This window comes from Anaeromusa acidaminophila DSM 3853, from assembly GCF_000374545.1.
GTDB classification, from domain to species: domain Bacteria; phylum Bacillota; class Negativicutes; order Anaeromusales; family Anaeromusaceae; genus Anaeromusa; species Anaeromusa acidaminophila.
In genome coordinates this window covers 41,585-59,554 of record NZ_KB894599.1, presented here as the reverse complement: position 1 = coordinate 59,554, position 17,970 = coordinate 41,585, and the positions used below count along the sequence as shown (strand labels likewise).

The window sequence follows — 17,970 nt, the reverse complement described above, 5'->3', positions numbered from 1 at the left end:
CTCCTTTATGAGCGGCTGCCCATTTGTACAAACAGCCTTGTGATGTTGGACTTGGTGAAGCGGCCAAGCAGGCGGTAACGTTCTCCGTCCGGCGTGTTTTCTATAGTGACTACCGGCAGGGAGTCGACTTGATGTGTCAGCAGCTTCTGCGCAGCCCGGAGCACGGACTCTTCCGGCGTGGTCACAATAATGTTGGGCATGCGAGTCATGATTACACTGATGGGCAAGTCTTCCAGCTTGCGCTGTCCTAACGCAGTTTTTAAAAGGTCTTTGCGCGAAACTACGCCTTCCAGAAAGCCTTCTTGGGAGACGATAAACATGGTACCCACGTCTTCGATGAACATTTTGACAATGACATCATAGACTGACGTTTTTTCGCGGACTGCTACGGAGATGGAATGCGCCTCCTTGACTCGCAAGGGGCTGAGCATGCCTGCGATAATGTCCTTTTCGTCTTTGCCGCTATAGTAGTAGCCTACCCGAGGGCGAGCTTCCAGCAGGCCGGACATGGTCAGAACTGCCAGATCCGCACGCAAAGCAGCGCGGCTGACTTGCAGGCGATCCGCCAGCTCTTTGCTGCTCAAAGGGCCGTTTTCCTTGACCCACTCAAGGATAGTGCGTTGACGTGCCGATAATTCGATGGTACTCACCTGCCTTATAAGTCTAGTTAATGTGTTTATTGCCATTTGTACGAGGAAATGGCATAGCCGATAAACAGAAAAAGATGTTTAATAGCACAAATAGCATACGCTAATTATAACATATAAGTACCTGTTGTTGGCAAGGGAAAATCGCTACAGGATAAAATTATAATGAAACAGAGGCCACAAGAAGGATTTACGCAAAAGAAAACGGAATTATTGTTTTATGAATTGAAAAACGGTTTTGTAATTTTTGGAAAAAAGTAAGACGGGTAAAATAATGTGCTGGTTTGAAGTGAACAAGGGGGACGATTTTGCGTGCGTGAGCTTTTAAAACGGATTGTTTTTGTATGCATGGCGTTGCTGTTTGCGGCTGGATTCTGGCAGCCGACGGCGGAAGCAGGGCTGATTAGTAAAGACCAGGAAATATCGATGGGCCGCGATGTGGCGAAAGAATTAGAGAAAAAATACGGTCTGGTAGATGACGCGCAGTTGCAAGAACGCATACAAAAAATAGGTATGAGCCTAGTGAAGGTATCGGATCGGCAAGACCTTCCTTATACGTTTAAGGTTTTAAATTCTAAAGAAGTGAATGCGTTGGCTGTGCCGGGCGGTTTTATCTATGTTTTTAAGGGGTTAGTGGATTTGATGCCGGATGACGATGAACTGGCTGGCGTTATCGGCCATGAAGTCGGGCATGTGGTTAAACGGCACAGCGTGAGGCAGATGGAAAAAAGTTTGGGAATGGGCTTGCTTTTCAGTGTGCTCTTCGGCGACAGAGGGGTGGCCTTGCAGAGTTTGGCGTATCAAGTGCTAATGGCCGGTTACAGCCGAGACGATGAGAGAGAAGCGGACCAACTGGGCTTTGTACATTCTTTTAAGGCGGGCTACAACCCCTATGGCATGGCTATGGGTTTACGCAAACTAGCCACAATAAATCAAAATTATCACCCGGACTTATTTTCCAGTCATCCCGAGGCGAATTCACGGGTGGAAAAAGTACTGGGCTATGCGCGGGATGCCGGTGTGCGTCCTTTTGTAGATGAAGGCGCTAAGCAGGTGAAGGATGGAGCATGGAATCTGCCTCCCTTTAAATCGACTGTTGCCGGGCAGGAACCTGTATTTCGGGCTTTCTCTGCAGCAGGAGCTATTTATCGGGCCCGGAGCAGCGCGGGATTTTCACCGGAGCGTTATGTGCCGGACAGTGACGGAACCCAGTTTTATATCTATTATGATGACCGACGCATTATGACAATCGCAGAAAGTGATGCCGCCGCCTACGGGGTTTCTCAGGAAGAACTGATGGAACGATACTTAGAGGCGTTGCGGCGGTACTGAAACAATAAGAAAGCAGCAGGTGGTAGTGAGACGATAGGACTGACAGTCAGGAAGGGAGAGAAGCGTGAATATGAAATCTGATCTTGAACAACAAAGCTCCAAAGAAATATTCCGCAAGAATTTTGTAACCCGTGTACAGTCTTTGTACGGGAAAAGTATTGACGAGGCCTTGCCAAGCGAAAAATATATGGCTTTAGGCATGGTGGTCCGGGATTACATTAGCTCGAACTGGATCCAGACAAATCAGCAATATTCGGATCGCGGCGAAAAACAGGTTTACTATTTTTCTATTGAATTCCTGCTGGGACGCCTTATGGAGCTCAACCTTATTAATTTGGGCATTCGTGATGTGTGTGAAGCGGCCTTGAAGGAAGTAGGAACCGATCTTCAAGAATTATTGGAAGTGGAACGGGACGCTGGTTTGGGCAACGGCGGTCTGGGTCGCTTAGCAGCGTGCTTTTTGGATTCTCTGGCGGCCATGGGGCTGCCGGGGCATGGCAATGGCATTCGCTACCGCTATGGCTTGTTTGAACAAAAAATTGTCGATAATTATCAGGTAGAACTGCCGGATCATTGGCTTAAGGACCGCTATGTATGGGAGTACCGCAAGGCGGACAAAGCGGTGACGGTGCGTTTTGGCGGTCACATTGAAATGATCGAGCAAGACGGGCATATGCGGGTGGTACACCAGGATGCTCAGGCTGTCTTGGCGGTTCCTTATGACGTGCCTGTTATCGGTTATGACAATAATACGGTTAATACCCTGCGCTTGTGGAACGCGGAGCCGTTGCAAAGCGAGTTTGATTTGACTAGCTTTAACCGCGGCGACTATCTGCAAGCAGTACAATATCAGCAGCAGGTAGAGGCGATCTCCAAGATTTTGTATCCGGAAGATACCTTTTACGAGGGGCGTCTTTTACGCTTAAAACAGCAGTACTTTTTTGTTTGCGCGGGACTGCAGAGCATTTTGCGGCGATTTAAGCGCAAATACTCGGATATGCATCTGTTGCCCGACAAAGTAGCGGTGCATATCAATGATACTCATCCTGCCGTAGCCATCCCCGAGCTGATGCGTCTTTTGATGGATGAAGAAGGTTTGGGATGGAATGAGGCTTGGGATATGACGATCCGTACGGTGTCCTATACCAACCATACGATTTTACCGGAAGCTTTGGAAAGCTGGCCGGTAGATATGTTTGCTACGTTGCTGCCTCGGGTGTATCAGATTGTGGAGGAAATCAACCGTCGCTACTGTGCGCGGCTGTTAGACCGCTTTCCGAATGATGATGAAAAAATTAGGCGTATGGCCATTATTGCCGACGGCATGGTCCATATGGCGCGGCTTGCGGTGTTAGGAAGCTATAGCGTTAACGGCGTGGCGGCCATTCATACGGATATTTTAAAGCAGCATCTTTTTCATGACTTCTGGAAGGAAACACCGCACAAATTCAACAATAAAACTAACGGGATCACGCATCGCCGCTGGCTGCTCAAAGCCAATCCGCGTCTTTCTAACTTGCTTACGGAAACCATTGGCGACTCCTGGATCTATCATCCTACGGATTTGGGGAGGCTGGCGCATAAGCGGCATGACGCAGGGCTGTTGGCGGAATTGGACCGGGTGAAAAAGGCCAATAAGCTGGATCTGGCTGATTTTGTGAAGCGTCAGTACGGCGTATCCATCGATCCGGAATCTATTTACGATGTGCATATTAAACGGATTCACGCGTATAAACGGCAGACTCTGAATATTCTTCACGTAATCCATCTTTATAACCAACTGCAAGAAAATCCGGATTTGGACATGGTTCCGCGGACCTTTTTCTTTGGCGGCAAGGCGGCGCCGAGCTATAATACGGCAAAACAGGTAATTAAGCTGATTAACGAAGTGGCGGACAAAGTCAACAGTGATCAGCGAATTGATGGAAAGTTGAAGATTGTTTTCTTAGAAAACTATTCCGTTTCCTTGGGTGAGAAGGTATTTCCGGCTGCCGACGTGAGCGAGCAAATTTCCACCGCCAGTAAGGAAGCGTCCGGTACCGGAAATATGAAGTTTATGATGAACGGAGCGGTCACCATCGGTACGCTGGACGGAGCTAACGTAGAAATCGCCGAGGAAGTAGGCGACGAAAATATATTTATTTTTGGCCTGAAAGCGGAAGAGGTCTTCCAATACTACGCGCAAGGAGGCTATAACGCCTGGGATATTTACAACAGCGATACTCGGGTTCGACAAGTTATTGATCAGATTATGAGAGGCGTTTATGACGGCGGGGATTCGTACAAGCTGTTGATGGATTTGCTTTTGGGGCATAATGACCAGTTCTTTGTATTGCGCGACTTCGACGCTTATGCGACAGCGCAGCAGCGTCTGGACGCTGCTTATCGTGATCGCGAGGGATGGCTGCGGCGCAGCTTGGTGAACATTGCCATGTCTGGCGTGTTTTCCAGCGATCGCACCATTGATGAATATGCTAAAGCGATTTGGAAAATTCGCCCTGTGGAAATACTGCAAGAATCGTAGCAAGAGAAGAATGGGAAAGGAGGGTGTGAATGACACCTTCGCCTTTATCCAAAGATAATCTCTATCTATTTAATGAAGGAACGCAGTATCGCGCCTATCAAATATTGGGGGCGCATTGCATGAAACAGGACGGCGTGGATGGAGTGCGCTTTGCTTTATGGGCGCCGCATGCCAAACTGGTCCAGCTTGTGGGGGATTTTAACGCTTGGGAAGGACAGCATCATGCAATGAAGCTCCATTCCCGCTCTGGAATATGGCAGCTCTTTGTACCGCAAGCTAGTGCGGGCATGGCTTATAAGTATGTTATCCATACTGCTAACGGCGAAGTGTTGGAAAAGAGCGATCCATATGCCGTGCATGCGGAGACGCCTCCCAAATCGGCCTCAGTAGTATGGGAGCTTGGCGGCTATGAGTGGCAGGATGCCTTGTGGCAGGAACGGAAAAAGCAGCAAAGTATTTATGAATCGCCTGTGCTCATTTATGAAGTCCATATGGGATCTTGGCGACGCGCGCCTGGCGGGCGATCATTGACATACCGAGAACTGGCGGAGCAGCTTGTGCCGTATGCAGCGGAAATGGGCTATACCCATATTGAGCTGCTGCCATTGGCGGAGCATCCCTTTGACGGCTCTTGGGGCTATCAGATTACCGGCTTTTTTGCAGTGACCAGCCGCTATGGGACGCCGCAAGATTTCATGTATTTTGTAGACTGCTGCCATCAGCAAGGTCTTGGGGTCATCATGGATTGGGTACCGGGGCATTTTTGCCGTGACGGTCATGGCTTGCGTCGTTTTGACGGCACGCCTCTTTATGAGCATCCTGATCCGTTGCAGGGAGAAAATGAAGGCTGGGGTACCTGCAATTTTGATTATGGACGGCCGGAGGTCAAAAGCTTTTTAATCTCCAACGCTCTTTTTTGGCTGGATATCTATCATATCGACGGCCTGCGGGCGGATGCGGTAGCCAATATTTTGTATCTGGATTACGGGCGGAAAAAAGGGCAATGGCGTCCGAATCGCTATGGCGGCAACGGCAATCTGGAGGGCATGGCGCTTTTGCGGCAGATCAATGAGACGGTGTTTCGGGAATATCCTCAAGCGATGATGATGGCCGAGGAATCAACGTCTTGGCCTATGGTTTCCTGGCCTACGGATTGCGGCGGTTTGGGGTTCAACTTCAAATGGAACATGGGCTGGATGAACGACATGCTCCGCTATATGGAGATCGATCCGATTCACCGCAAGTGGTACCATAATTTATTGACCTTTTCCTTGATGTACGCTTTTACGGAGAATTTTGTGCTACCCTTGTCTCATGACGAAGTAGTGCATGGGAAAAAATCGCTCCTGAACAAAATGCCTGGAGATTATTGGCAAAAATTCGCTAATCTTCGCGCCTTCTATGCCTATTGGCTGGCGCATCCTGGGAAAAAGCTGCTTTTCATGGGCGGAGAATTTGGCCAGTTTATCGAGTGGAAGCATGACGACAGCTTAGACTGGCATTTACTTGATTACCCTCAGCACCAGGCAATGCATCATTGCGTACGGGAATTGAACCGCTTTTATCGCCAGCATGCTGCTTTTTGGGAAAACGATGATGATTGGGACGGATTTTCTTGGCTGGATTGCCAGGATTACGAACACAGCGTAATTTCCTTTTTGAGGCGTGACCGTCAAGGAGAGGCGGTTCTGGTGGTTTGCAATTTTACCCCGGTGGTGCGCGATGGCTATCGCATCGGCGTTCCCGCGCCGGGTGAATATCAGGAAGTATTCAATACCGATGCCGGATGTTTCGGAGGCTCCGGTCAAGGCAATGGCGTAGTGCAATCGGAGCCGATACCCTGGCATAGTCAGGAATGTTCTGTTGTATTGCGATTACCGCCGTTGGCGACGGTGTATTTACGGCTTCATGCAGTTAAAGAAGAGCAAGAAATGACCAAGGATACGAGGGGGAATGGCTATGTCTAGAAGAGAGTGTGTCGCCATGCTCCTGGCAGGGGGCCAGGGCACGCGTCTGGGGAATTTGACGAAGCAGATTGCCAAACCAGCAGTACCCTTTGGAGGGAAATATCGGATCATCGATTTTACTCTCAGCAACTGCCATAATTCCGGCATTGATACGGTGGGCGTATTGACCCAATACAAGCCGTTAGCGCTAAATGCCTATATCGGCATAGGCAGCGACTGGGACTTGGACCGACGCGATGGAGGCGTTTTCGTTTTGCCTCCGTATATGAGTGAAGAAGGCGGTCAGTGGTACAAGGGAACCGCAGACGCCATTTATCAGAACTTGAATTTTCTGGAGCAGATGAATCCAGAGTATGTACTGATTTTATCGGGCGACCATATTTATAAGATGAATTACGCAAAAATGCTGGCTTTTCATAAAGAGGAGCAGGCAGATGTGACCATTGCGGTAATTCCCGTTCCTTGGGAAGATGCCAGTCGTTTTGGCATTATGTCGACCGATGAAAATGCACGCATTGTTGAATTTGCAGAAAAGCCTAAAGAGCCAAAAAGTAATTTGGCTTCCATGGGTATCTATATTTTCTCTTGGGCGGTTTTGCGACGTTATCTGCAAGAAGATGCGGAACTGGCCGACTCGTGCCATGATTTTGGTAAAAATGTTATTCCGGCTATGCTCAAAGAACGCAAGCGGCTCATGGCGTATGCTTTTGAAGGATACTGGAAAGACGTCGGTACAGTAGAGAGTTACTGGCAGGCGAATATGGATTTGCTGGAGGAGAAGCCGTCTCTGGATTTGTTTGACGCGTCTTGGCGTATTTACTCGGTCAATCCGGCGCGCCCGCCGCACTATCTCGGCCCGAAAGCAAAGGTGAAGCGTTCTTGCATTAATGAAGGCTGCCAAATTTTCGGCGAAGTGGAACACTCGGTAGTTTTCCCCAATGTAGTAGTCGAAAAAGGCGCTATAGTACGAGACTCCATCCTCATGCCTGGCGTGTATATTGGCGCTGGCTGCCGCGTGGAGAAAGCGGTAGTCGGTCGTCAGGTTCGCCTGGGAGAAAACTGCCGTATTGGCACCCCTGTAAATGCGCAAGGGCGGCGAGAGATCGTCGTCATTGCGGAGAAGCTCAAACTGCCGGCGGAAACCGTAGTAGATAAGACGCTTTCTTGCTATACGGAGTTGGCTTGCGCGCTGGCCGGAAGGGAGGGGAAATGATGGACTTAATGGCAATCATCAACCTGAATGAGCTGGACGACTTGGTCAGCGAGCTGACTCACAACCGGCCGTTAGGGGCCATTCCCTTTGCCGGACGGTATCGTTTGATTGACTTTGTCCTTTCCAATGTAGTAAATTCCGGCGTCGGCAACGTCGGAGTCTTGCTGGGGCATAAATACCGTTCCGTAGTGGATCATCTTCGCTCCGGCAAGGAGTGGGATTTAGCTCGTAAGCGAGAAGGATTGGCGCTTTTGCCGCCAGCCTATGCCACCTACCCGCGCTATATGGCGTATCGGGGGGATGTGGAAAATTTCCACGCTAATCTGGAATATTTGCGTTTCAGTCGGCAAAAATACGTGGTTATCGCCGGGTCGGAGGCGGTTTGCAATATTGATTTCCGGCCCGTCTTGGAATATCATCAAAGCTGCCATGCGGATGTCACCGTGGTATACAGCAAACGCAACTGCAAGGAGAATGACTGCAACGGGGCGCTGATGCTGGAAATGGATCATTGCGGGCGTATTTGGGATATGCATGTATCCGGCGGTGCGGCTTCGGAAGAACGCATGGCGTTGGGTATGTTTTTGTTGGAGCGGGAGCTTTTGATCGAATTGATTGAAGCGACTTCGGCTCGTGGGGGCTACGATTTTATCAAGCATTGTTTGATTAGTAATCTCAACGAGCTGGATATGTTCGGGTGGATGTATGATGGATATGTGGCTCGGGTTAATTCGGTGGCCACTTATTTTCAACATTCTATGGAGCTGTTGAAGCCGCCTATTTGGCAGGATTTATTCGGGCGTTGCGGAAATATTTATACTAAGGTTAAAGATGAGCCGCCAGCCCAGTATACAGAGGCCGCTCAGGTTACCAATTCCATGGTGGCTAATGGCTGCTATATTGACGGCGTTGTAGAAAACTCGATTCTTTTTCGCGGCGTTTCCGTAGCCAAAGGCGCGGTTGTGCGCAATAGCATCATTATGCAAAAAGGCGTGGTTGGCGAGAATTCTTGCTTGGATTATGTCGTGTGTGATAAAAATGTAAATGTTTCTGCAGGGAAAAGGCTCAAGGGAGAGGAAAATCATCCCGTTGTCATTCGCAAGGGAAGGAAGGTGTAAACGATGATGAAAGTGCTTTGCGTTGCTTCTGAGGCGGTTCCGTTTATCAAAACAGGGGGACTGGCCGATGTCATTGGTTCATTGCCCCAGGAACTGCACAAACATAAGGTGGATGTGCGGGTGGTACTGCCGTTGTATGAGGATATTCCTAAAGAATTTACTTCGCAAATGGAATCGGTAGCGGAGTTGAGCGTGCCGGTGTCCTGGAGGCAGCAGTATTGCGGCGTAAAGAAGCTAGTATATCAAGGCGTTACCTTCTATTTTTTAGATAATGAATACTATTTCAAGCGGCCAGGGCTGTATGGCTATTTTGATGATGCAGAGCGCTTTGCCTGGTTTTCACGGGCGGTGCTGGAAATGCTGCCGGTTTTAGATTTCCAGCCGGACGTGTTGCATTGCCATGACTGGCATGCTTCGTTAGCGGTGGTCTATTTGCGCAGTCTCTATCGGAATGAGGCTTTTTACCAAGGGATTAAGACGCTCTTTACGATTCATAACCTGCGCTACCAAGGCGTATTTGGTCGTGAAATTCTGGGCGATGTCTTGGGCTTGGGAGAAGATGTGTATGATGAAGCCTTGGAATTTAATCAGACTGTCAATTTGATGAAAGGCGCCATCGTTTATGCGGATCGTATCTCTACGGTCAGCTGCAGCTACGCCGAGGAAATTCAGCAGGCGTATTACGGCGAAGGGCTGGATGGATTGCTGAGGCAGCGTCATGGGCAATTGGAAGGGATAGTGAACGGCATTGATTATGCCAGTTATGATCCGAAAAAAGACGCTCATATATTTGTGAATTACGATGCGGACCATTTGTTGGCAAGACGTGAGAACAAGGCGCGATTGCAGGATCGGCTGGGGTTGCCTGTGCGGCGGGATGTGCCGATTGTCGCGATTGTCTCCAGACTGGTAGCGCCTAAAGGCTTGGATTTGATTGGACATATTCTCGGAGAGCTGGTTGCTGGCGAAGACTTGCAGGTGGTGGTATTGGGAACCGGCGATGCGCAATATGAAAAGATGTTCCAGCAAATGGCCTGGGATCACCCGAATAAAGTGTCTGTGAATATCTTCTTTGACGAAACCTTGGCCAGACAGATCTATGCGGCGGCGGATCTGTTTTTGATGCCGTCTCAGTTTGAGCCTTGCGGCATTGGGCAGATGATCGCCTTGCGTTATGGCGCTATCCCGATTGCGCGCGAAACGGGCGGCCTGAAGGATACCGTTTTTTCCTTTAATAAATACACCGGACGGGGTAATGGCTTTACCTTTGCCAATTACAACGCCCATGACATGTTGTATACAATTAAGCGGGCTTTGAATTATTTTTACGATAAGCCTGTTTGGGAAAAGATTGTGCGTAATGCGATGAATTGCGATTATAGCTGGGGTGCATCGGCTAAAAAATATGTTGAAGTGTATCGCGGTTTGCTGCGCTAGGGCTGCTAAAAACATACAAATTATGTATAGGGAACCACTGATTTTGAAAATGCTCCGCTGGCTGCTTTGGCTTTAGCGCGAGTATTGCCTAAATCAGTGGTTTCTTAAAAATAAGCAGGAGAAACGAGGCTGAGATGATGGCTGGTCATGAACAAACGACGACCGCCTGGGTGTATCATCATAGCTGGCGAAGTGAATTTCGTCAGCCTTTTGGAGCGGTTTGCTGCGGCGCTAACGTGCGTCTGGCTTTTCGGACGCCGCCGGCGGAGACGCTGCGCAAAGTCACTCTGCGGTTGTGGCTGCAAGGACAGGGAGAACGGCTGGTGCTGTTGGAGGATGCAGGCGAGGGCTGTTGGCAGGTGGACTACGAAGCGCCGGAGGAGCCTGGCTGGCTTTGGTATCATTTTATTGCCGAAGAAATGAATGGAACGGTTTGGTATTATGGCGCTAGTGAAGACGGCCTGGGCGGGCTTGGTTATCGCCGCTCACAGCCAGGGCCGCGTTCCTGGCAGATTACCGTGCATCAACAGCAAGCTGCGCCTAAGTGGCTGACCGATGGCGTCATCTATCAAATTTTCCCGGATCGTTTTTGCAATGGACAAGAAAAAGGAGAGATTCGCGGCGCGCAGCCGGGAAGTCTTTTGCACGCCCATTGGGAGGATGTTCCTTTTTATGTGCGGGATGTAGATACCGGCCATATGGTGGCGTATGATTTCTTCGGGGGCAATTTGGAAGGTATTTGCAGTAAATTATCCTATCTGGCGGACTTAGGCGTAACCATTCTATATCTAAACCCAATTTTTTTATCGGTGAGCAATCATCGTTATGACGTAGCGGACTATCATCAAATTGATCCAATGCTGGGGGAAACCAAGGATTTGGTGCGGCTTTGCAAGAAAGCGAAAGAATTGGGCATGCACGTGATTTTAGACGGTGTATTCAGTCACACCGGCAGCGACAGCATCTATTTCAATAAAGAAGGACGTTTTCCCGGCGTCGGAGCGTATCAGTCCAAAGAGTCTCCCTATTATTCCTGGTATCGCTTTAAGGAGTATCCGGAAGACTATGAAGCTTGGTGGGGCATTGGTACCATGCCCAATGTGGACGAGGTGAACGAAAGCTATCTGGATTTTATTATCCGAGGCCCAAACAGCGTGTTGCGGCATTGGCTTCGTTGTGGTGTCAAAGGCTGGCGGCTGGATGTAGTGGATGAATTGCCGGATGCTTTTTTGGAAGAGTTTTATCGGGTACTAAAGGAAGAAGACCCGGAAGCGGTGCTGATCGGCGAAGTGTGGGAAGACGCCTCGCGCAAGGAAAGCTACGGGCAGATGCGCCGGTATTTGCTGGGAGACGAACTGGACTCTACGATGAATTACCCCTTTCGCAAAGCGTTGCTGGAATTTTTCTTAGGGCGGATGACAGCCCAGCGCACCTTGCGGGTGCTGCGATCTTTGCAGGAAAACTATCCGGCGCCCCATTTTTATGGTGCCATGAATTTAGTCGGTAGCCATGATGTGCCGCGTATTTTGACGGAATTGGGTGAAGCGCCGCCAGGGGAAACACTGAGCGAAAAAGAGCGAGCTTTTTATCGCTTGCCTGAAGAACAGCGCCTTTTGGCGTTGCAGCGCTATCGCCTTTTAGTCTTGTGGCAAATGACCTTCCCGGGCGTGCCTAGCGTGTATTATGGCGATGAGGCGGGCGTGGAAGGGTATCGAGACCCTTTCAACCGAGGGACTTTTCCCTGGGGCCGTGAGGATGAGGAATTACTGGCTTGGCATCGCGCATTGATTCATCTGCGACGGAACCAGACTGCGCTGCGGCGTGGCTTTTGGCTGCCCTTGGAAAGCGGCCAGGAAGATGTGTTAGCGTTTTTGCGCACGATTGAGAACGGCCAGGATGCCTTGGACGGTCAAGGGGAAGAGGAAGTGCTGTTAATAGCCGTCAACCGACATGAGACGGAGGAACGCTGGCTGACGGTGACCGATGAAGTTCGCTTCAAGGGGCGCTTTGTCTCTTTAGTGGATGAAACGCAGCAGCCGGTAGCTGCGCGAGACGGCGTGGTGACTTTGCGCCTGCCGCCCTTGTCCGGCGTGGTGCTGAAACGTGAAGAGGCTTCAGTGCTGCCACGCAGCGCTGGCCTGCTTCTGCACCCCACTTCTTTGCCGGGGCCTTACGGCGGCGGTGATTTGGGACCGGAAGCGAGAAAGTTTGTTGATTTTTTGGCGCGCGCTGGACAATCTTGGTGGCAGATGCTGCCGCTCAATCAGCCTGGGCCGGCTAGCTGTGGTTCGCCGTATCAAGCGTTGTCCGCTTTTGCAGGCAACGTCGCATTGTTGTCGCCGGATGATTTGGTGACGGACGGTTGGCTGAGCGTGGCGGACTTGGAGCCTCTTTCTAAAGGAATTAATGGCGTTTATGATTGGGAGAGTGTTACCGCATATAAGGAACAATTGGTGCGGCGGGCTTTTGAGCGGTTGCAGCCGGAATGGGCGGCTGCGCCGGACTATACGCTGTTTTGCCAGTGTCATGGAGATTGGCTGAAAGATTACGCGTTGTTTCGAGCCGCTAAAAACCGCTACAAGGGGCTGCCATGGACGCAATGGCCGCAGGGCTTGCGCGAGAGACGTCCGGTGGCGTTGGATGAATTGCGACGGCAGGAAGGGGCGGCCGTTGAACTGTACCAATTTGAGCAGTTTCTTTTTTTCAAACAGGCTCGACGTTTGAGGGATTATGCTAACCAACAAGGCGTAAAGCTTTTGGGCGATTTGCCGTTGTATGTCGCTCACGACAGCAGTGATGTGTGGAGCCGGCAGCAGTATTTTTTGTTGGATAGCGAGGGAGAGCCTAGCGGCGTAGCTGGTGTGCCGCCGGATTATTTCAGCAAAGACGGACAGTTGTGGGGGAACCCCCTGTATGACTGGAAAGCCATGGGGCAGCAAAACTACCGTTGGTGGCGTCGGCGCTTGGAAGTGGTGCTGGAAGTGACAGACTGGGTGCGACTGGATCATTTTAGGGGCATTGAAGCCTACTGGGAAGTGCCTGCAGCAGCTGAAACGGCGGTGGAAGGATGTTGGCAGCCGGGACCGGGCGCTGCTTTACTAGCGGCATTGCGTCAAGAAGAAGGCGTGCTTCCTCTTGTTGCGGAAGATTTAGGGATTATTACGCCCGAAGTGGATGCTTTAAAAGAGGCGTTTTCCCTGCCAGGCATGGCCGTGTTGCAGTTTGCTTTTCGCCAGACGGAAGATGGAGTAAAATATCCGTTGGTGTCGCGCAATACGATTGTCTATACAGGGACTCATGATAATGATACAAGTCGTTCCTGGTTTGAAACGCTGGCCCGCCAAGATCCGGGACTGGCTTCGGACATTGCTCGCTTACTGCAGGTGCGGGGCGGAGGCGTAGAAGCGGTTGTGAGGGCTCTTATTCGCTACGCGTATGCTTGCGACGGAGATGTAGCCATTTTGCCTGTGCAAGATGTATTAGGCTTGGGTCGTGAAGGACGCATGAATGTGCCTGGCGTGGCGAAGGAAAATTGGCGCTGGCGATTGTCTCCGGGAGCGCTTGGCGAACGTCAGGCGGTCTGGTTGGCGGAATTATGCGAGCAATATGGACGGAAACAACGTTAACCAATTATAGAGTCGGTGTTTACGAAACTTTCCGGGTGTGCTATGATACAAGAAAAAGTATGCATATCCGGGGGGATTAGTATGAAATTAGCTTTGCGGGAACAAATCTTGATTGCCTTGTTTGCGGCATTGACGGCCATTGGCGCTTTTATCCAAATTCCTACGCCCTTGGTTCCTTTTACGCTGCAATATCTGTTTTGCGCGTATTCCGGCGTGATGCTAGGTGCGAAAAAAGGTTTGTATGCACAGCTTCTATATGTAGGGATCGGCTTGATTGGTATTCCTATTTTCACGAAAGGCGGCGGGCCTTCGTATATGCTGCAGCCGACCTTTGGATATCTGCTTGGCTTTATTGCTTGCGCGTATGTGGTAGGCTTGCTGACGGAGCGTCAGGAAAAGCTGCGCTTACTTCCTACGATGCTGGCGCTTTTGGCTGGTTTGACGGTCTTGTATGCAGCAGGAGTATTGTATTTGTACGGGATTGTCAATTTTTATCTGGGCAAATCCATGTCTATGCAGGGCGCTTTGGCGGCCGGTTTTCTGCCGTACATCACAGCCGATTTGATTTTAAGCGTTCTGATCGCGGTGACTTCCATCAAAGTAATGCCTGTGTTGCGGCGCAGTGGTCTTGTGCCGGCAGCGTTTAGCAAGTCAGCCTGAAAATGGAATTCAGCGTGAGTCTCCTTTGTTAACAGCATGATAGGAAGAGTGCAAGCCGGCTTGTAGCGTAAGACGCTGCAAGCTGGCTTCTTTGCAGCTGTTATGTCTATTTCTTATTTCTGTTAGGCATGGTATAATATTTGGTAATAAAAAATATGGAATATCAAGGAGGTGAACCTATGCCGTCGCTGGTGTAAACCGGCGAGGGCTGGGGAAGGGTTGGACCCTGCGTCGTTTATCGGGAATTTGCTGTTAGTCTTGTTTTTGGTGTTTTTGAATGGTTTTTTTGTGGCCGCGGAATTTGCTATGGTCAAGGTGCGCAGTACGCGTCTTGACACGCTGCTGCAGGAGGGCAATGGGCAGGCGAAGATGGCCAGGCAACTGGTGGATCATTTGGATGCCTATTTGTCGGCGTGTCAGTTAGGAATTACCTTGGCTTCGCTGGGACTTGGCTGGGTAGGGGAACCGGCGGTGGCTTCGATGATCTCGCCGGTGTTGACGGAGTTCGGTTTGCCGACAGCCGCCATTCATACTATCTCTTTTGGTTTAGCTTTTTCTTTTATTACGGCGCTCCACATTATTATTGGCGAGCTGGCGCCTAAATCGCTGGCCATCCAAAAGGCGGAAAGCGTAACCTTGCTGGTGGCTTGGCCTTTGCGCGCGTTTTATCGCTTAATGTATCCGTTTATTTGGGCTTTGAATTCTATGGCTAATTCTCTCTTGCGCCTGGGCGGCATTTCTCTGGCGAACGAGCAGGATGCAGCTCATACGGAAGAAGAAATTCGTATTTTGATGGAAGAAAGCCATCGTCAGGGGTATATCGATCGTACCGAGCTAACCTTTGTTGACAATATTTTTGATTTTGCCGAACGCAATGTACGCGATGTCATGGTACCTCGTACAGATATGGTGTGCTTGTATTTGCAGGATGATTTCGCGGTCAGTTTGGATACGGCGGTGGAAGAAAAGCTGACAAGGTATCCGGTATGCGATCCGGACAAGGATCATATCGTGGGGTTTGTACACATCAAGGATATGCTCCAGGCGGTGGCGCGGCAAGAACAGCCTGCGCTGCGAGATATGATGCGGCAGGTCTTGTCAGTGCCGGAGTCCATGCCGTTAAGCGACTTGTTGCGGTTGCTGCAGCGGAAGAAATTGCAGTTGGCGATTGTAGTGGACGAATACGGCGGTACTGCCGGTCTTGTGACGGTTGAAGACATTTTGGAAGAAATCGTGGGTGAAATTCAAGACGAGTTTGATGAGGAACGCCCAGCTATTGAAATGCGCGGCGAAGACTTATTTTCTGTCGATGGGCGGTTGATTTTGGATGAAGTTAACGATGCCCTGGGGGCGCATCTGGAATCAGAAGACGTTGATACCTTGGGCGGCTGGCTGTACTCGCGCGTGGAAATTCCGCCGCGGGTAGGGCAGACGGTACAGGAAGACGGATATATCTTTAAAGTGGAAGAATGCGATGGCTCTCGGATTACCAGGGTGTTGGTGCGCTGCTTGCCGCCAATTTCGGAGGAAGAAGAGGGCGTTTCTAAAAACGCGTAGCCGAAATTTTGAAAAGGAAAGCCTTTGCATGGTAACGAAGGCTTTCCTTTTTCGCCTATTTGCATCTGGTGTATAGCCTGGTTGTATTTTCTTGGCTTTTGTATTTTTCGCCGGTTTTTTAGGTAATTCAAAATGAGGGGGAAATAGGATGAAGGCGTTGCAACTTTTATCGGAAGACTTTGAGGATCTGGAACTTTGGTATCCGGTATTGCGTCTGCGAGAAGCGGGGCTGAAAGTGGATTTAGCAGGCGAAACGGCTGGGAAAACGTATCATGGGAAATACGGCGTGCCGGCGGTGGCGGATGTATCCTTTAAAGAACTGACTGCTGAGGAGTATGACGTATTGCTGGTTCCTGGAGGTTGGGCGCCGGACAAGCTGCGCCGTTATCCGGAAGTATTGCAGTTGGTGCGGGATTTTGATGCGGCGCAAAAACCCATCGGCCAAATTTGTCATGCCGGGTGGGTATTGATCTCTGCTAAAATTCTGCAAGGACGCAAGGTGACTAGTACGCCGGGGATTCGAGACGATATGGAGAACGCTGGCGCTCTTTGGTTGGATGAGGCGGTAGTGGTAGATCAAAACTTGGTGTCCAGTCGTCGGCCTCCGGATTTGCCGGCGTATTTAGCGGCGTTGGTGCAGTTATTGCAGGAGCGCGGCTTAGTATGAAAAAAAGCTGTTTGAGTGGTAAAGCGACTGAGGAAGGAACTCGTGCCTTGGCTGAGCGATACGGGGTCGAGCGGTATCGCCGCTTGGGACGCAGCGGCTTGCTGGTTAGCCAGGCCGGCTTTGGCAGCTATCGGGTAGATGCGGCGATAGCCGCCCATAAAGATGCCTTGCGTGCGGCTTTGCAACGCGGTATTAATCTCATTGATACCAGCTCTAACTATGCGGATGGCGGCTCGGAACGGCTCATTGGCGAAGTGCTGACAGAGTTAGTTCAGGCTGGCGATGTGCGCCGAGACGAAGTAGTACTTGTTTCTAAAGCCGGTTATTTGCAAAACAGCAATCTGCGGCTGCGCCAAGAACGGCTGCAGGCAGGTAAGGATTTTCCAGAGGTGGTTTCCTATGCGCCGACGTTGGAGCATTGTATTCACCCCGACTTTCTGGAAGAGCAGCTGGAACGCAGTTTGCGGCGGTTGCAGCTAACCTGTTTGGATGGATTTTTGCTGCACAATCCGGAATATTATCTTTTGTGGGCTTTGCAGCAAGGCGGTGATGTTGCAGCGGCGCGGGCGGAGTATGTGCGCCGCCTCAAGCAAGCTTTTTCCTGGCTGGAAAAGGCGGTGCAGCAAGGGCGTATTGCTTGGTATGGAATCAGCTCCAACACCTTCCCGCGGCCTGCAGGCGACCCGCAGCGGACGCCGTTGGACAAAGTATGGCAAGCGGCTTGTTTGGTCGGCGGTGCAGAGCATCATTTTGCGTTTGTTCAATTTCCGTGCAATCTTTTGGAACCGGCCGCGGCGATGCTGCCAGCGTGGCCTCAGGAGCAGACTCTGCTGGAGTATGCAGCCGCCTTGGATTTGGGTGTGTTGATCAATCGGCCCTTAAACGCGATCCAAGAAGGCGATTTGATCCGCTTGGATGAAGAGGTATACGACGCAGAAGGGCGATCGGCGGCGCGGCGTTTTTACGAAGACGCGGCGAAACTTAATTCGTCCTGGGGAGAGGCGCCCCATTTGCGACATTTGGCGCTGCGCGCCTTGCGGTCGGCGCAAGGAGTGACCGTCATTTTGGTGGGCATGCGCCGGACAGCCTATGTGGCGGATGTGCTGGCTGAACTGGAACGTAAGCCGCCTGAGATAAGCAATAGAGAAACCTGGATGCGCGTTAAAGCGTTGCGGGAAAGAACGTAAGAGGAGAGGATAACTGGCCAATGAAGGGGAAGAGG

The 17,970-nt window shown here is 50.6% G+C and carries 12 protein-coding genes; 11 read left to right on the top strand and 1 reads right to left on the bottom strand.

Annotated elements, in window-relative coordinates; genetic code table 11:
• Positions 1 to 5 precede the first annotated feature (5 nt).
• Positions 6 to 686: a transcriptional regulator CcpN gene (gene ccpN / locus C508_RS0113035; protein ID WP_281167292.1), complete on the bottom strand. Its 681-nt coding sequence runs from the start codon at positions 684 to 686 to the stop codon at positions 6 to 8.
• 273 nt (positions 687 to 959) lie between these two features.
• On the opposite strand from ccpN, the gene C508_RS18585 reads away from it, so the two are divergent.
• The 11 genes from C508_RS18585 to C508_RS18580 all read left to right on the top strand — a co-directional run bounded on the left by C508_RS18585 (position 960) and on the right by C508_RS18580 (position 17,935).
• Entirely contained in the window at positions 960 to 1,979 is a 1,020-nt protein-coding gene (locus tag C508_RS18585; RefSeq protein ID WP_018704007.1) for a M48 family metallopeptidase, read from the top strand.
• A 70-nt stretch (positions 1,980 to 2,049) separates the two neighbouring features.
• On the top strand, positions 2,050 to 4,503 hold the full coding sequence (locus tag C508_RS0113020) for a glycogen/starch/alpha-glucan phosphorylase (protein ID WP_026319525.1): 2,454 nt from the start codon (positions 2,050 to 2,052) through the stop codon (positions 4,501 to 4,503).
• Positions 4,504 to 4,532: 29 nt separating this feature from the next.
• Complete coding sequence (gene glgB / locus C508_RS0113015) at positions 4,533 to 6,470, top strand: 1,4-alpha-glucan branching protein GlgB (protein ID WP_018704005.1); 1,938 nt, start codon at positions 4,533 to 4,535, stop codon at positions 6,468 to 6,470.
• The gene (locus tag C508_RS0113010; protein WP_026319524.1) at positions 6,463 to 7,683 is read left to right on the top strand and encodes a glucose-1-phosphate adenylyltransferase; all 1,221 of its coding nucleotides are present in this window, start codon (positions 6,463 to 6,465) and stop codon (positions 7,681 to 7,683) included. Before glgB ends, C508_RS0113010 begins: the two co-directional genes overlap by 8 nt.
• The gene (gene glgD / locus C508_RS0113005) at positions 7,683 to 8,801 is read left to right on the top strand and encodes a glucose-1-phosphate adenylyltransferase subunit GlgD (protein WP_018704003.1); all 1,119 of its coding nucleotides are present in this window, start codon (positions 7,683 to 7,685) and stop codon (positions 8,799 to 8,801) included. The genes C508_RS0113010 and glgD overlap by 1 nt, the downstream gene beginning before the upstream one ends.
• Positions 8,802 to 8,804: 3 nt before the next feature.
• Entirely contained in the window at positions 8,805 to 10,238 is a 1,434-nt protein-coding gene (gene glgA / locus C508_RS0113000; protein ID WP_018704002.1) for a glycogen synthase GlgA, read from the top strand.
• Between the two features lie 137 nt (positions 10,239 to 10,375).
• Positions 10,376 to 13,864, top strand: coding sequence for a 4-alpha-glucanotransferase (gene malQ / locus C508_RS0112995; protein WP_039797451.1), 3,489 nt, complete (start codon positions 10,376 to 10,378; stop codon positions 13,862 to 13,864).
• 81 nt (positions 13,865 to 13,945) lie between these two features.
• The gene (locus C508_RS0112990) at positions 13,946 to 14,524 is read left to right on the top strand and encodes a biotin transporter BioY (protein WP_018704000.1); all 579 of its coding nucleotides are present in this window, start codon (positions 13,946 to 13,948) and stop codon (positions 14,522 to 14,524) included.
• Positions 14,525 to 14,743: 219 nt separating this feature from the next.
• The gene (locus tag C508_RS0112985; protein WP_018703999.1) at positions 14,744 to 16,081 is read left to right on the top strand and encodes a hemolysin family protein; all 1,338 of its coding nucleotides are present in this window, start codon (positions 14,744 to 14,746) and stop codon (positions 16,079 to 16,081) included.
• Positions 16,082 to 16,229: 148 nt separating this feature from the next.
• Complete coding sequence (locus C508_RS0112980) at positions 16,230 to 16,748, top strand: type 1 glutamine amidotransferase domain-containing protein (protein ID WP_018703998.1); 519 nt, start codon at positions 16,230 to 16,232, stop codon at positions 16,746 to 16,748.
• Positions 16,745 to 17,935, top strand: coding sequence for an aldo/keto reductase (locus C508_RS18580; protein ID WP_018703997.1), 1,191 nt, complete (start codon positions 16,745 to 16,747; stop codon positions 17,933 to 17,935). The genes C508_RS0112980 and C508_RS18580 overlap by 4 nt, the downstream gene beginning before the upstream one ends.
• The last annotated feature ends 35 nt before the right edge of the window (positions 17,936 to 17,970 follow it).

Bases quoted from the DNA above. Each gene is read 5' to 3' on its own strand.
- C508_RS0113010 (WP_026319524.1), top strand. From the start codon at position 6,463: ATGTCTAGAAGAGAGTGTGTCGCCATGCTCCTGGCAGGGGGCCAGGGC.
- C508_RS18580 (WP_018703997.1), top strand. From the start codon at position 16,745: ATGAAAAAAAGCTGTTTGAGTGGTAAAGCGACTGAGGAAGGAACTCGT.
- glgA (WP_018704002.1), top strand. From the start codon at position 8,805: ATGATGAAAGTGCTTTGCGTTGCTTCTGAGGCGGTTCCGTTTATCAAA.
- C508_RS0112990 (WP_018704000.1), top strand. From the start codon at position 13,946: ATGAAATTAGCTTTGCGGGAACAAATCTTGATTGCCTTGTTTGCGGCA.
- C508_RS0112980 (WP_018703998.1), top strand. From the start codon at position 16,230: ATGAAGGCGTTGCAACTTTTATCGGAAGACTTTGAGGATCTGGAACTT.
- glgD (WP_018704003.1), top strand. From the start codon at position 7,683: ATGGACTTAATGGCAATCATCAACCTGAATGAGCTGGACGACTTGGTC.
- C508_RS0113020 (WP_026319525.1), top strand. From the start codon at position 2,050: ATGAAATCTGATCTTGAACAACAAAGCTCCAAAGAAATATTCCGCAAG.
- glgB (WP_018704005.1), top strand. From the start codon at position 4,533: ATGACACCTTCGCCTTTATCCAAAGATAATCTCTATCTATTTAATGAA.
- ccpN (WP_281167292.1), bottom strand. From the start codon at position 686: ATGGCAATAAACACATTAACTAGACTTATAAGGCAGGTGAGTACCATC.
- malQ (WP_039797451.1), top strand. From the start codon at position 10,376: ATGGCTGGTCATGAACAAACGACGACCGCCTGGGTGTATCATCATAGC.